Source organism: Streptomyces sp. NPDC059201 (genome assembly GCF_042754585.1).
In the GTDB taxonomy this organism is placed as follows: domain Bacteria; phylum Actinomycetota; class Actinomycetes; order Streptomycetales; family Streptomycetaceae; genus Streptomyces.
In genome coordinates this window covers 361,055-376,154 of record NZ_JBHZBB010000003.1, presented here as the reverse complement: position 1 = coordinate 376,154, position 15,100 = coordinate 361,055, and the positions used below count along the sequence as shown (strand labels likewise).

At 74.7% G+C, this 15,100-nt stretch carries 6 protein-coding genes; 2 read left to right on the top strand and 4 right to left on the bottom strand.

Features of this window, described 5'->3' with window-relative positions; translation table 11 throughout:
• Positions 1–23: 23 nt before the first annotated feature.
• Complete coding sequence (locus tag ACFXMG_RS12060; RefSeq protein ID WP_383821953.1) at positions 24–1,145, top strand: glutamate--cysteine ligase; 1,122 nt, start codon at positions 24–26, stop codon at positions 1,143–1,145.
• A 23-nt stretch (positions 1,146–1,168) separates the two neighbouring features.
• Positions 1,169–1,465, top strand: coding sequence for a DUF2188 domain-containing protein (locus ACFXMG_RS12055; RefSeq protein WP_383821956.1), 297 nt, complete (start codon positions 1,169–1,171; stop codon positions 1,463–1,465).
• A gap of 43 nt (positions 1,466–1,508) precedes the next feature.
• On the opposite strand, the gene ACFXMG_RS12050 is transcribed toward ACFXMG_RS12055, so the two are convergent.
• The 4 genes from ACFXMG_RS12050 to ACFXMG_RS12035 form a co-directional block, all read right to left on the bottom strand.
• Entirely contained in the window at positions 1,509–2,834 is a 1,326-nt protein-coding gene (locus tag ACFXMG_RS12050) for a cytochrome P450 (protein WP_383821959.1), read from the bottom strand.
• Positions 2,835–2,999: 165 nt separating this feature from the next.
• Positions 3,000–4,154, bottom strand: coding sequence for an alpha/beta hydrolase (locus ACFXMG_RS12045; RefSeq protein ID WP_383821962.1), 1,155 nt, complete (start codon positions 4,152–4,154; stop codon positions 3,000–3,002).
• Complete coding sequence (locus ACFXMG_RS12040; protein WP_383821964.1) at positions 4,151–6,484, bottom strand: thioester reductase domain-containing protein; 2,334 nt, start codon at positions 6,482–6,484, stop codon at positions 4,151–4,153. The genes ACFXMG_RS12045 and ACFXMG_RS12040 overlap by 4 nt, the downstream gene beginning before the upstream one ends.
• A gap of 35 nt (positions 6,485–6,519) precedes the next feature.
• Complete coding sequence (locus ACFXMG_RS12035; RefSeq protein ID WP_383821967.1) at positions 6,520–15,090, bottom strand: HAD-IIIC family phosphatase; 8,571 nt, start codon at positions 15,088–15,090, stop codon at positions 6,520–6,522.
• Positions 15,091–15,100: the final 10 nt, after the last annotated feature.

Below are 15,100 nucleotides of genomic sequence, written 5' to 3'. Positions count from 1 at the left end.
GTGGACGGCCGGGCGGTCACCGCATGAGAAGTGTGGGCGTGGAAGAGGAGCTGCTTCTCGTGCATGCCCGCAGTGGGGAGCCCCTGGCTCTGGCCAGTGCCGTCCTCGCGGCCGCGGACCGGTGCGCACGGCAGCGGCCGCGGGGCGACGGCACCCCGCGTCACGCCTTCGAGAAGGAACTGCAAAAGCAACAGGTGGAGTTCGCCACCGCACCGGTGACGGAGATGGGCGCACTCGCGGACGAGATCACCCGGTGCCGCGCCGAGGCCGGCCGGCACGCCGCCTCCGCGGGCGCCCTCGTGGCCGCCCTCGCCACCTCGCCCCTCCCCGCCCGGCCCTCGCTGAACGCGGGCCGGCGGTACGCCTGGCTGGGTGAACAGTTCGGCCTGACCGCGCAGGAACAGCTCACCTGCGGCTGCCACGTCCACGTCGCGGTCGAGTCGGACGAGGAAGGAGTGGCCGTACTGGACAGGATCCGGCCCTGGCTCGCCGTCCTGACCGCGATGAGCGCGAACTCGCCCTTCTGGCAGGGACAGGACAGCAAGTACGCGAGCTACCGCAGCCGGGTGTGGAACAGGCTGCCCTCGGCCGGACCGATGGACGTCTTCGGCTCCGCCGACCGCTACCACGAGCAGGTCCGCGCCATGCTCGACACCGGCGTCCTGCGCGACAAGGGAATGATCTACTTCGACGCCCGCCTCTCGGCCACCTACCCCACGGTGGAGGTCAGAGTGGCGGACGTGTGCCTCGAAGCGTCGACGCCCGTCCTCCTCGCCGCCCTGGTACGCGCCCTCGTCGAGACCGCCGCCCGGGCCTGGCGCGCCGGGGAACCGCCCTCCCGCGTCGGCACGGACCTGCTGCGCCTCGCGGCCTGGCGGGCCGGCCGGTCCGGCCTGGACGGCCCCCTCCTCCACCCCGCGACCATGCGGGGCGCACCGGCGGCGGAGGTCGTCCAGGCGCTGTACGCCCACGTCCGGGAGGCCCTGGTCGAGAGCGGCGACGACGAACGGGTCCGCGAAGGCATCGCCCTGCTGCTGGAACGGGGCAACGGAGCGCGCGTCCAGCGCGAGCTCCGCCGCACCCACGGCAGCCTCACCTCGGTGGTCACCCACTGCGCCCGCATCACGTGCGAGTCCCGGGCCTGAGACGTAACGCGAGGAGAAGGATCATGGCAGCGAAACGGACCGTCTACCACGTCGCACCGTCCGGCGACCGGGCGGCTGCCGCGGGCGTGAAGTGGCAGGTCGAGGGCCGGGAAGGCCGCCGGCTGCTGCACGAACCGCACCGTACCCAGCAGGACGCGATCGACTCCGCACGGCGGCACGCCAAGGAGCACACCCCCGCACAGGTCGTCGTCCACGCCCGCGACGGGCACATCCGCACCGCCTACACCTACGGCGACACCCCCGCACCGGCCTCCGACGAACGCGGCCGCAGGCCCGGAGAACGCGGGGGCCTCTTCTAGCGAGGCGGGCGGCCGCCGGTCACGACGGCGGCCGCCCGTTCCGTCAGGAGCCCGCGCGGCGGATCCGGCAGCGCGCCGTGCCGGAGATGCGCAGGCTGATGCCGGCGGCGACCGTGAGCTCGGTGTCCACGGCCTCGAACTCGTAGGCCCGCAGGATCATCGCCAGCGCGATCACCGACTCCAGCATCGAGAAGTGCTGCCCGATGCAGGCGCGCGGGCCCCCGCCGAAGGGGAAGTAGGCGTAGCGCGGGCGGGTCGCCTCCGCCTCCGGGGTGAACCGGTCGGGGTCGAAGCGCTCCGGGTCCGGCCAGTAGCGCGGGTGCCGGTGCGTGACCCACGGGGCCAGCATCACGTCCGCGCCCGCCGGGATGACGTGGCCGTCGACCTCGCTCGCGGCGACCGCGCGCCGGCCGGTGACGGGAGCCGCCGGGTAGAGGCGCATGGCCTCCTTGAGCACCCGCATCAGGTACGGCAGGCGGTCCAGGTCGGCCGCCTCGGGCGTCCGGTCACCCAGGACGCGCGTGATCTCCTCCCGGGCCCGGGACTGGATCTCGGGGTGGCAGGCCAGCAGATGCAGGGCGAACGCGAGCGAGGTGGCGGTCGACTCGTGCCCGGCGAGCAGGAAGATCAGCATCTGGTCGCGCAGTTCGGTGGCGTCGAGCTCGCCGTCCTCCGCGTTCGTCGCGGCGGCGAGCAGCGACAGCAGGTCGTCCCCCTGGGGAGCCGTCCCGCCGCGCCGCTCGGCGACGATCGCGTCGCACACCCCGTACAGCTCGTTCACCGCAGCGGCCGCCCGCCGGTTGCCCGGGGTGGGCCAGTCGCGCGGGATGGTCACGGGGGAGTAGCCGCGGCGCATCGTGTACTCGGTGATCACCGGGAAGCACCGGTCGACGACGTCGATGGTCGCCTCCACGTCGGCGCCGAAGAGGATCCGGGCGACCGCGCGCAGCGCGAGCCGCATCATCTCGTCGGAGAGCTCGACCACCCCGTCCGGCGCCTGCTCCCAGGAGGCGAGGGTCGCCTCCGTCTCGGTGACGACCGCGCCCGCGTACCCGTCCACCCGCCGCTTGGTGAACAGCGGCTGCACCAGCCGCCGTTGGCGCAGGTAGTCCTCGTCCTGGCTGGTCAGCAGGCCGTTGCCGAAGGAGTCCCGGATCTCCTGGTAGAAGTGGTTGTCCTTGCGGAAGTTGGCCGCCTCCGACCCGAGCACCTGGTGGGCACCCGCCGCGGAGAACACGCAGTGCATGTCGGCGCGCAGCCCGGGCGGCCCCGCGGTGATCCGCACGACGTCGCCGTGCGCGCGCATCGCGCGCAGATACGTGCCGAGCGAGTCCGACTTCATGTCGAAGAGCGAGCCGAGCACGGGCACGCCCGCGAGCCGGGGTATCTCCGCCCCGCTACGCGCCCCCGCCGCTTCTGTCGCCTCTGTCGCCGTCGTTCCTGTCGTTCTTGTCGTTTCCGTCACGTCTGTTGCCTCCATGGTCGAACCCGCCTCTGGATCGCGTACTCACGGCCGCCCGCGCGGCGGCCCCCTTCACCGCTGTTCGCCCAGGAAGTCCAGGATGTGGCCGAAGACGTCCAGCGCGGCGGCCCGGCCGATGAACGTGTCCGCGTGCCCGTAGCCGGGGATCTCGGCGTACCGGACGTCGAGTTGGGGCTGCCGGGCGGTGAGGACCTCGTGGCAGAGCTTCTGCGAGTCCATCCACGTCCTGTTCTCGCTGCCGGACATGAGCAGCACCGGGCAGTCGATCCGGCCGGCCTGGTCCAGGGCGTTCTCCGGCAGCGCCGCGTAACGGTCGTCGCCGTGGTGCCAGCGCACGACGCTGCGCGCCAGGTCGATCCGCCGCAGGTGCGGCACGATCCACGTGGGCGCGGGCCCGAACAGCTCCGCCAGCCGGCCGTGCGTGGCAGCGGACAGGTGCTCGTGCACGTACAGCGAAGCGCCCATCCCCCAGGCGGAGTTGTGCAGGATCTGGCAGGTGGGGTCGGGGCAGCCCGCCTTCCTGGACGCCAGGGCGAACAGGGGGGTGTACTTCGACCAGAGCCCGACCTCGCGGAAGTCCACCGGGATGTGGTCGACGCGGGACCGGAGCAGCTCGCCGCCCAGGGCCATCCGCAGCGACGTCGTGCCCGCGAACCTGGGCGTCAGGAAGGCGCCCTGCGCCACCACCCCGGCCAGCCCCGGCACCAGGCCCGCCGCCATGCTCATCGACAGCGTGACCGCGCCCATGCAGTGCGCGACGGCGAACAGCGGCCGATCGCCGATCCGCCGCCGGATGTGCGCCACCGCCTCCGGGATGTCGTACAGGGAGACGTCGTCGTACGTGTACGTGCGCCCGGTCGCGTTGTACGGCAGGCGGCAGCTCCCCCGCCAGTCCAGCAGCCACGGTTCGTAGCCCTCGTCCAGCAGCACCTCGACCAGGTTGCGGGTCTCGGGCTGCACGAACATGTCCGAGGAGGCCGTGTGACCGTGCAGGAGCAGCACCGCGGGCCGGTCGCCGTGGCCCCGGGAGACCCTGCTCAGGCCGATCCGGGTGCCGTCCCCGGCCCGGAAGGGGATCTCCTCGACGGTCGCCCCGTCGAGGCGGGCGTGCAGCGGGCGCAGGGTCGTGGTCGCCCGCCGGGCCAGCGCCAGCTGAGCCAGCGCTCGCTGAGCCGGTGTCCGCCGGGTCGTGGCTCGCGGGGTCATCGGTCGCGCTCCCTCGGGGTCGGGGTCGGTGCCGGGGTCCGGCGCAGGTCGAGGAGGTCCGCGCCGACGCGGGCGAACGGGCCGAGCAGGCCACGGCCCACCTCCATGCCGAACCAGGCGAGCCAGGTCAGCTTGGCGGCCCGCTTCTCCTGAGCGGACAGGCGCGGATCGACCCGGATGCCGTCGACCTGTTCGCGTACGTAGCTGTCGCCGGGCACGACGACCTCGCCCTCCAGGCACGCCGGCTCGCCCTCACGCCCGAGCGCGACGCTCAGCGTGCGCGTCTGCCGCCACAGGTCCCGGCGCGCGCGGGCGTACTTCCGGCCCTCCAGCCACCACTCCCGGCCGTCGCGGTCGCGCAGCCGCAGCCGGTAGCGCAGCAGCGTGTGGCGCAGACCGTGCGCCTCCGGGATCCCCTCCTGGGGGCGGACCCACAGGTCGCCCCTCTCGACCACGAGCGGTTCGGGATGCAGCAGGGCGCAGGAGAGTTCGCCCCGGATGTCGACCCTGCGCTCCCGCTGGAGCTGGTACATGCTCGCGATCGACAGGGTCAGCTTCAGCGCGCACGCGCTGTCGGCGGGCCCGCCGACCGCCCCGAGGGCGCCCTCCAGCGTCTCGGGGAACCACAGGTACGGCGGATCGGCCTGCTCGGGCAGGCGGCCGAGCCCGTCCCGCGCCAGCTTCTCGAAGGTCTTCAGCTGCGCCTGAGCGTCGTAACGGGTCGCGGGCGGCAGCCCCAGCGCGGCGACGAAGGCGTCCGTGCGCTCGCTGGTGCACGCCGGTCCCTTCAGCGTCGCCTCGCACAGCTTCACGGCCGTCGGGCTCTCCAGCACCCGGGCCAGGAAGTCCAGTTCGGGCACCGGATCGGCCTTCAACCGCGCCACCGTGTCGGCCCGCCACTCCTCCCACTCCTGCACGCGGACGTTCATGCCGCCGAGCGCCAGCTCGCGCACCAGGTCCGGCAGCGTGTTGGGCCTGCCCGTCAGGTGGTAGTTGTAGCCCCAGGCGCCGGGTTCCAGGACCACGCCCACCGCCACCCGGCTCACCCAGTCCACCGGGGCGCTGTTCAGGTGGCGGAACGCGGGCACCCGACGGAAGCGGGCGATCGCCGAGGTCAGACCGCTGCTGAGGTCCTGGGCGTTGTAGGCGCCCGTCCGGGTGTGCCCGGCGATGCCTCCGGGGCGCAGCACCGTGACGACCAGCCCGTGGTCACGGGCCCGCCGCAGCAGCGCCTCGGCGGCCCACTTCGACTTGTCGTAGCCGGCGACCAGCCGGTCGATGTGCGCGACGGGGTCGTCCTCGCCCATGGAGGAGATGCCGACCTCGTTGAAGACCGCGACCGACGAGATGTGGTGCAGCGGCTTCGGCCGTCCGGTCGCCGCGAGCTCCGCCAGCGTCAGCGGACCCATCACGTTGCTCTGCCGCAGCGACGGGTAGCCGCGCAGGAAGTCCACCGCCGCGGCCACGCCGACGACCGAGTCCACCTCGTGCGCCAGCGCGCTCCAGCGCTCCTCCGAGAGCCCCAGCCGCGGCTGCCGGATGTCGCCGGGGAGGACCGTGACCCGCCGTCGTACCTCGGAGGACCAGGGCAGGGCGTACGTGGCCAGGGCGGCGCCGAGCCGCTTCATCCCCTCCTCCTCGTCCGCCGCGCGCACCAGGCACAGCACGTGCGCGTCGCTGTACCGCAGCAGATCGAGGAGCATGTGGCTGCCCAGGAAGCCGGTCGCCCCGGTCAGCAGGATCGTGCGCGGAACGACGGCCTCCGGCGGGCCGGCCCACGGCAGCCCGTCGGCGCGGGCGAGGTCGGCGAGGATCAGCCCGAGATCCTCGTCGGCGGCGCCCGCCGGCACGGCACGCGCGGCGGGAGCGAGGGCGGGGGCGTGGGTGGTGGTCGACGGGCTCGGCGCCGGCCGGGTTCCCTCGGCCGCGAGCCGGCGCTCGGCGAGGCGGCGGGGCCTGGCATCGGCGAAGACGTCGTCGAGACCGACCTCCACGCCGAGCTCGCGGGCCAGCGCGGCGACGAGTTCGACCGCGTCGACCGACGTCCCTCCGGCGTCGAAGAAGTCGGTCTCGGGGCCCATCGCGCCGTCCGGCAGGAACCGGGAGGCCACGGCGGAGATGGCCTCGGCCAGTCGCTCCACATCTCCCGCCGTACCGGCCGGGACAGGGGGAGGGGAGGGAGCCGTGGCCGTGGCCGGGGCCGTCGGCCGGACCAGGGCCAGCAGATCGGCCACACCGAGCTGCCCGCCACCCCGCTCGATCGACACGCCTGTCAGGTGCTGCCCGTCGCCGGGGCCGCTCACCGGCGTCTCCGCGTTCACCTCACCCATGGGGTGCCTCCCACCGTCTGCTCTCTCCTCCGCCATCAGGGCCGCCAGGACCGGAACGCCCGCAGGTGCTCCGGGGTCGTCACGAGTCCCAGCCGTTCGTCGTCCGGGTCGCCTCCGCCGAGCGCGGCCACGAGGCGCCGGGCCGGCGCGTTGCGCGGCGTACGCTCCGCCGTGATCCGTACCGCGTCGCAGCCGAGCGCGTCACAGCGGTCGGCCAGCCACTGGAGCAGCCGCTCCTCCACCCCGCGGCCGAGCGCGCGGCAGCTGAGCGCCCAGCCCAGGACGTCCAGCCGGTCGCCGTCCCGGCACACCGCGAGGAGTCCGATCTGCCCGTAGTCGCCGAACCGGTCGCGGGCCGAGGCCGTCCACACCTCACCCCGCTCCTGCCACCGCTCCAGGTCGCCGCCGTCGGCCGACCGCGCCCGCAGGGTGAACTGGTTGGTGCGCCGGACGAGTTGGGCGCAGCGGTCGAGGTCGTCCCCGGACACGGGCCGGATGTCGACGTCGAGCCCCAGGGTTTCGAGGAACTCCTCGAAGCCGACGTGTGCGCGGGCGGCGTCCCGTACCCGCTCCTGCCGGTAGAACTCCGGACGCAGGGCGTCCTCGGCCGTCGCCGGCAGGGGGACCAGCGGCCACAACCGGGCCAGGAAGGACTCCAGTTCGCCGACGGCGGGGCAGGTCACGGACAGCACCTCGGGCAGCGCGGCGCGCATGGAGGCGATCTCGACCGGGTTGTCGTCGAGGAAGAGGAAGCTCTCCGGCGCGAGGCCGAGCGTGCGAGCCGCCTCCTCCACGCGTTCGGCCTTGCGGCCCCACGCGGCGGAGATCACGCTGAAGTGCTCGGCCCGCAGGACGCTGTCCGGGCGCTCCAGGACGGCCCGCACCGTGGCCTCGTCGTTGTTGCTGACCAGGACCAGCAGGGTTCCGGCGGCACGCCATCGCAGGAGGCGCCGGGCGAGCAGCGCGCGGGCGCCGCCGAGGTCCACCCCGTCCGGCCCGGCCTCGCCCGCGACGCCGCTCCACAGGGTCTCGTCGCCGTCGACGGCGATCACCTTCGGCGGGACGCGGCGCACGGCTCGTACGACCTCGGCCAGGGTGAGGGCCACGGCCGCCTGGAACTCCGGGGTGAACGGCAGGTGGGCGAGCTCCTCGGTCCTGCCGTCGAAGGGCTCCGCGACGGCATGGTGACGGGTCCAGTCGTCGGGCCGCAGCACGGCGATGCCGGGCAGCTCCGACAGCCGCGCCGCCACGTCCCGTTCCCACCGCTCCAGCCGCTCGTCGCGGCGGGCGGACGGCGGGAAACCCACGATCAGCGGTACCCGCGTCCGCTCGGACAGCGCCCGCAGAGCGGCCGGGTACTCCGTGCGGAGTCCGTCGAGCAGCTCGTCGGTCACCGGCCCGAACCGTTCCAGGTCGGCGGCCCGCAGCAGGACGGCACCGACGGCCGTCGAGGGCTGGGAGAAGACGCCGGAGGGATCCCGGAGACTCGCCAGCACGTGGTGGTACGGGGCCTCCACCACCGCCGCCCCGGGGCTCCCCGGCTCGCGCGAAGGCCCGTCGCCCAGAGCGGCCCCGCACATCAGGGGCAGGTTCCCCAGCGCGAAGGTGGCGGCGAGGGCGAGCGAGCCGTGGGCCGCCGACGGCACCGGCACCGGAGGCGCCTGGGTCGGGATCCGGGCGGGTGAGGTGGGATCGTCCGCCGCCTCGGCGAGGAGGCGCAGGAACTCCTTCCCGATCCCGGCGGCAGCCGCCTCGTCCATGATGTCCAGGTTGTGGTCGAGGCGCAGCCGGCCGATGCCGGGTGTCAGGGTGACCATCAGGTCGACGTCGGAGTACCCGGTCCCGGACGGGAGGAATTCCAGCGCGACGGGCTGGTCCTTCGAGGGCCGCATGTAGTTGAAGTAGACCTCGACCAGCGGCGCGTTCTTCCGGTACAGCTCCTGGGCTGCGAGCGCGGCCAGTGTGTCGGAGAACATGGCTCCCTGGGCCAGCACCCGGTCGAAGTGCTCGTCGGTACGGCGCAGCACCTCGTCGATCCGCTCACCCGGCACCGCGCGGGCCGGGAACGGCACCGGCACACCGAAGAAGCCGACCGCGTCGAACGCGCCGACGTGCATCCGGGTGTCCACGGGGACCGCGAGCACGAACCGGTCGCGCTCCCGCAGCCGGGCGAGGAGGACCGTGAGGACGCCCAGGCAGAAGGCCGCCGGAGTGATGGCCAGCAGGCTCGCCCGCGACGCCACCCGCTCCATGAGCCCGTCGGGAAGCTCCAGCGGCACGCTGCCGGCCCGGAACGACCGCGTCTCGGGACGAGGGTGACTGAGCGTCAGGTCGAGGCGCCGACTCCCGGTGAACTCCTCCCGCCAGGCGGCCGCCGCGCCGTCCGGCACGCCGTCGGGGCGCGCGGTCTGCGCCTGGATCAGGAGGTCGATGCCACGGTTGGAGACGGTGCCGTCGAGCGGAGTCCCGGACAGCTCGGTGTCGATCTCGGCGGCCACCAGCAGCAGCGACTGGAGGTCGCTGACGCCGTGGTGGGCGCCGATGAGCAGCGTCCTGCCCCCGGCGCCGCGGTCGAGCAGCTCGAAACGCCACAGGGGCGCGGCGGCGAGGTCGAACGGCGGCTCCAGCAGCTCGCGGAGCCGCCGGTCGACGTCCGGTTCCACGCCGTCCCCGAGGTCGGTCCACCGCAGCAGCGGCACGTCGAGGTCCCGCACCACGCGCAGCCGCCGCTCCTGCCCTGCGCCCGCGAGGATCGCCGTACGCAGCGCCGCGTGCCGTGCGGCGAGCCGGGTGAGGATGTCCGTCAGCCGCTGCCGCGTCACGGGCACGGTGACGCGTACCGCGAGCCCGATGGCGTGCGCCGCGCTCGGCGCGCCCGGCTGCGCGCTGCGCAGCAGACGTACCACGTCCCGGGTCGCGGGCCGCAGCTCGTACGCGGGCACGGCGGCGCCGCTCTCCGACGGCGACGGCCGCTCCTCGTGCCCAGCGGGCTCCACCGAGCCGGCCCGCGCGACGAGCGCGTCGCGCAGGTCGCCCGCGAGGCCGCGCAGGTCCGTCGCCGAGAACACGGCGGACGCCGCGAGTTCGATGCCCAGCTCGCGGACGAAGGCGTTGCGCAGCCTGACGAGCATCACGGAGTCGAACCCGAGCTGTTTCAGCGACGTGGCCGGGGCGAGGCCCGTGACGGGGCCGCCGGCCACCTCGCCGACCGTCGTCCGCACGTACGTCTCCAGCAGCTCGGTCTGCTCCCGCGCCGTGGAGAGGGCGAGCACCCGGGCGACGAGCTCCTCGGAGCCCGGGGCGCCCGGCGAGGCGGGGAGGAGATCGCGCAGGAGCGGACGCGCCCGGGCGTCCGCGTCGAGGGCGAGAGCCGTCCAGTCCAAGGCGAGGGGCGCGAGCTGACGGCGTGTCGTGGACAGCACCCGCTCGAACAGCTCGCCTCCCTCCTCCGCCGAGAGGCCGAGGAGGCCCGACCGCGCCGTGCCGGTGATCCGCGTCTCCGACGCGGCGACCATGCCGACCTCCGCCCAGGTGCCCCAGTCGAGGCTGAGGGCGGGCCGTCCCGCGCGGGAAAGGTGGTGGGCCCAGGCGTCCAGGAAGGCGTTCGCGGCGCAGTACGGGCTCTGCCCGGCCGAGCCCAGCAGACCGGCGGCCGACGAGAACAGGACCAGGGACTCCGCCTCCGGCACCAGCTCCGTGAGCAGTGCCGTGCCGAGCACCTTGGGCGCCAGGACGCCGAGGATCCGCTCGGGCGTCAGGTTCGGGACGGTCGCGTCGTCGAGGACGCCCGCGGCGTGGACGACGCCGGCGATCGGGGACGCTTCCCGGCGCAGCAGGTCCAGCGCCGCCGTCAGACCGGCCCGGTCGGTGACGTCGGCCCGCGCGAGGTGCACGGTGACGCCGCGCTCCCGCAAGGCGGCGATCCACCGCTCCGCCTCCGAGGAGGGCGCGCCCCGGCCCATCAGGGCAAGCCGGCGCGCCCCTCCCCGCACCAGCCGGTCGGCGACAACCCGGCCGAGACCGCCGAGACCGCCGGTGATCAGGTACGTGCCGCCGGGGCGGATCCCCGCGTCGCCGGCGCGGTCCGGGCGGGTGGGCGCGAGCCGCGGCACGAGCCGGCCCGTGCCGCGCAGGGCGACCAGCCGTTCGTCGTCCGCGTGCCGCAGTTGGGTCCACAGCGCGTCCGTCCCCCCGTCGGCCGGGAGGTCGACCAGGGTGGTGCGCAGCTCCGGGTATTCCAGGGCCACCGCGTTGCCGAAGCCCCACCCGAGTGCCTGCTCGGGGCGGGTCACGTCCGTGCTGTCCCCGGCGGGCTGGCTGCCCCGGGCGACGAGGAAAAGGCGAGGGGCCGGACCGTGCGCGCGAGCGGCGAGCGCCCGCACCAGATGCAGATTGCTCACGCAGCACAGCCGGGCGGCTTCCTCGGCGGTCTCGGCCGAGTCGATCGCCGGGGCGTCCAGGCCGTAGAGCTGGACCACCCGCTCGGGCGGCTCCGTGGTGAACGCCTCGTCGAGCAGGCGCTCCAGGTGCCCGGGGTCCTGGGGGTCGATCACATAGCGCCCGGGTGCCTCGGCGGCGTACGTGTCTCCCTTCCGCGCGAGCACGTACGGCACCGGACCGAGTCGGCGTCCGATCTCGGCCCCCACGCCCGCGTCGTCGGCCAGGATCAGCCAGGGGCCCCGGGCCGGTGGTTCCCCGGCGGGAGGCCGGGGCTGCCAGCGCACCTCGAAGAGCGCCGCGTCCAGCGGGGAGGTGGCGGCCAGTTCGAGCGCCTCGATCTCGACCACCAGCCGTTCCTCCTCGTCCAGGAGACGCAGGTCGACGGTGGCGGTGTCCCCGTCCAGGTCCCGCAGGGTGCAGGCGACCCAGACGGGGGCGGTACGGAGCCCGGTGAACCGCAGACGGCCGATCCCCGCGGGCACGAACGCCTTCCCTGCGGGGGCGTCGCCGGGAAGGGCGGCCGTGTGGAAGGCGGAGTCCAGGACGGCGGGGTGCACCAGATGCCCGGCGCCGGGCATCCGCGCGAGCCTGCCCAGGGCTTCGGACCGCCCGCGCCGGCCTTCCGTGAGCCCGCGGAAGGCCGGACCGTAGTCGATGCCCGCCGAGGCAAGCGCGGCGTACACACCGGCCACGTCGACCGGTTCGGGGCAGCGCTCCCGCAGCGCGTCCGGCGACGCGCTCGCGGTGTTCTCGGGTTCGACGGCGGCGAGGGTTCCGCTCACATGCCGCACCCATGGTGTCCGTCGGTCGTCCAGCCCCGCCCTCGACGCGATGGTGAAGCGCCCCGTCCCGTCCTCGGCATCCGTCCGCAGCACCAGTTGCAGCCGGACCGGGGTGTCGGGGTCGAGCGGCAGCGGCTGTTCGAAGCGGACCCCGGTGAGCTGGAGCTCCCCGGCGGGCCCGAGCGCGGACGCGGACGCCGCTTCGAGGGCCAGCTCCAGGAACGCGGCGGCGGGCAGCCAGACCTCCCCGGAGACGCGGTGGTCGAGCAGGTAGGCGAACCGGCTGTCGCCGAGGTCGATGTCGGTCTGGAAGACGTGCCGGTCCGGCTCGTCGCTGGATTCGACGTGCGTGTCGACGAGCGGCGCCGTGCTCTGCCGGGCCGGGCGCGGGGGAGCGAGGGACAGCCAGTGGCGATCCCGCGCGAAGGCGTACGTGGGCAGGTCGGCCGGGCTTCCCGCCGGGAACAGCGCCGGCCAGCGGGGGCTGTGGCCCGCCGCGTACAGCTCCCCGAGCCGCTCCGGTACGGCCTCGGGTCCGCCCTCGTCCCGGCGCAGCGAGCCGACGGCCGCGACGTCGAGCCCGGCCTCGGCGGCGAGGGACTCGATCGACGGGACGAGCGACGGATGCGGGCTCAGCTCCACGAAGTACCGGACGCCGTCATGCAGCATCCGCCGCACCGTGTCGGCGAAGCGCACGCGTTCGCGCAGGTTGCGGTACCAGTAGTCGGCCTCCAGCGGCTCCTCGTGGACCGGCTCACCGGTCACCGTCGAGTACCACGCGGCGGACGACGGATGCGTCACGATGCCGTCCAGCTCGGCCAGGATCGTCTCGCGTACGGGTTCCACCCGCGCGCTGTGGGAGGCGTAGTCGACCGGGATCCGCCGGGCGAACACCTGGTCCCGCTCCAGCCCGGCCAGGAAGGACTCCAGCGCCTCCGTGTCACCGGAGACCACCGTCGACATGCCGCTGTTGACGGCGGCGACGGACAGCCCAGACCCTGGCTTGGGGCTTGTTTCGCTGTCCGGCTCGGCGCCCAGCGCCGAGAGCCTCGCCTCGACCTCTTCCAGCGGCAGCGCGGCCACGGCCATCCCGCCGGTGCCGGTGACCGTCTTCAGGGCCCGGCTGCGCAGGGCCACCACGGCGGCCGCGTCGTTCAGGCCGAGCGCACCGGCGACGCAGGCCGCGGCGACCTCGCCCTGGCTGTGGCCCACGACCGCGTCCGGTGTCACGCCGTGGGCGCGCCACACCGCCGCGAGGGCCACCATGACGGCGAACAGCGCGGGCTGCACGACGTCGACGCGGTCCAGGGAGGGCGCACCGGCGTCCCCGCGCAGCACCGCCCCCACCGACCATCCGGTGTGCGGGCGCAGCGCCGCGTCGCAGCGGTCGATCTCGTCCGCGAACAGCGGGGACCGGTCGAGCAGTTCGCGGCCCATCCCGGCCCACTGCGACCCCTGACCGGGGAGGACGAAGGCCAGCTTCCCGGCGGGGATCACCTGGCGCGGCCCGACGACGAGCCCCGCCGCGGGCTGTCCGGAGGCCAGGGCGCGCAGCCCGGCCGTCAGGTCCTCGCGGTGCCGCGCCACCACGGCGGCGCGGTGCTCGAAGTGGGTACGGTGCCGTGCCAGCGTCCGGGCGACAGCGGGCAGCGCCTGCGCCGGGTCGTCCGTCAGGGCGTCCAGCAGCCGGCCGGCCTGTGCGCGCAGCGCGGGCAGGCTCCGGGCCGAGAGCGGGAACAGCGTCGCGGCCGGCGTACGGTCCGCCTCTTCCGCCTGATGAGCCTGCTCCGAGGCGGCCTCCTCCAGGATCACGTGCGCGTTGGTGCCGCTGATCCCGAAGGCGCTCACGCCCGCGCGGCGCACCCGGGCCCCTCGCGGCCACGGCCTCGGCCGGCCGCACACCTCAAGGCCGCCGCCGGCCCAGTCGACGTGCCCGGTGGGGGTCTGCGCGTGCAGGGAGGCCGGAAGCAGCTCGTGCCGCAGGGACAGGACGGTCTTGATGACGCCGCCGATGCCCGCCGCGGCCTGCGTGTGGCCGAGGTTCGACTTGAGCGAGCCGACGGCGAGGGGCCGGTCCGCCGGGCGGTCCGGCCCGAAGACGCGGGCCAGCGCGCGGCCTTCGATGGGGTCCCCGAGGGTCGTGCCGGTGCCGTGCGCCTCCACGTAGTCCAGGTCGTCCGGCCGCAGACGGGCGGCGGCCAGCGCGGCGCGCACGACCCGCTCCTGTGCCGGGCCGTGCGGGGCGGTCAGCCCCTGGCTGCGGCCGTCCTGGTTGACGGCCGAGCCCTTGACGACCGCGAGGACCCGGTCGCCGTCCCGCCGCGCGTCACGGAGCCGCTTCAGCACCACCAGGCCGCAGCCCTCGGCCCACACCACGCCGTCCGCGTCGTCGGCGAACGGGCGGCACCGCCCGGACGGCGACAGCCCGCGGAGCCTGCTGAACTCGACGTGGCCGCGCGGGCTGACCATCACCGTCGCGCCCCCGGCCAGGGCGAGGTCGCACTCGCCGTCCCTCAGCGCCCGCACGGCCAGGTGCAGGGCGACGAGCGAGGAGGAACAGGCGGTGTCGACCGTCACCGCCGGCCCCTCCAGGCCCAGCGCGTAGGCGAGCCGCCCGGAGGCCACGCTCGCCGCCGAACCCGTGCCGACGTGCCCGTCCAGCAGCTCCAGGCGGGTCGAGTCCGGATAGCCGCTCTCGTACAGGCCGACGTAGACGCCGGTGGCGCTCCCGTTCAGCTCCTCCGGCACCGTCCCGGCCCGTTCGAACGCCTCCCAGCAGGTCTCCAGGAGCAGGCGTTGCTGCGGGTCCATCGCGGCGGCCTCGCGGGCGGAGATCCCGAAGAAGGAGGCGTCGAAGCGGTCGATGTCCGTGAGGTACCCGCCGCGCAGGGTGTACGCCTTGCCGACGGCCTCCGGATCGGGGTCGAGGAGCGCCTCGGTGTCCCACCGCCCCTCGGGGGCCTCGGAGACGGCCTCCTCGCCCCGCGCGAGCAGCCGCCACAGCTTCTCCGGATCGTCCGCGCCGCCGGGGAAGCGGCAGGCCATGGAGATGATCGCGACGTCGTCCACGACCTCATCCGCGACCGCGTTCGTGCCCGCCGTGCTCCGGGAGGGCCGGACGGCAGGGGTACCGGAGGACAGCGCCTCCGCCATCGCCGCGATGGTGGGATGGTCGTAGGCGAGGGTCGGATCCAGCGGCCGGCCGAGCCGGTCGGAGAGGTGCGCGGCCAGGGCGACCAACTGCACCGATCCCAGGCCGAATTCGGTGACCGGCCGGTCCACCCCGATCTGGTCCGGGTCCAGTCCGGTACCGCCGGCGACGGCCTCCACCAGCCACCCCCGCAGCGCGGCGGCGGAGGGCTCGCCGGACTTCTTCGTAGACATGTCGGAACCC

Excerpts from the sequence above, each read along its gene's own strand:
- ACFXMG_RS12055 (WP_383821956.1), top strand. The coding sequence starts at position 1,169 with ATGGCAGCGAAACGGACCGTCTACCACGTCGCACCGTCCGGCGACCGG.
- ACFXMG_RS12040 (WP_383821964.1), bottom strand. The coding sequence starts at position 6,484 with ATGGGTGAGGTGAACGCGGAGACGCCGGTGAGCGGCCCCGGCGACGGG.
- ACFXMG_RS12060 (WP_383821953.1), top strand. The coding sequence starts at position 24 with ATGAGAAGTGTGGGCGTGGAAGAGGAGCTGCTTCTCGTGCATGCCCGC.
- ACFXMG_RS12045 (WP_383821962.1), bottom strand. The coding sequence starts at position 4,154 with ATGACCCCGCGAGCCACGACCCGGCGGACACCGGCTCAGCGAGCGCTG.
- ACFXMG_RS12035 (WP_383821967.1), bottom strand. The coding sequence starts at position 15,090 with ATGTCTACGAAGAAGTCCGGCGAGCCCTCCGCCGCCGCGCTGCGGGGG.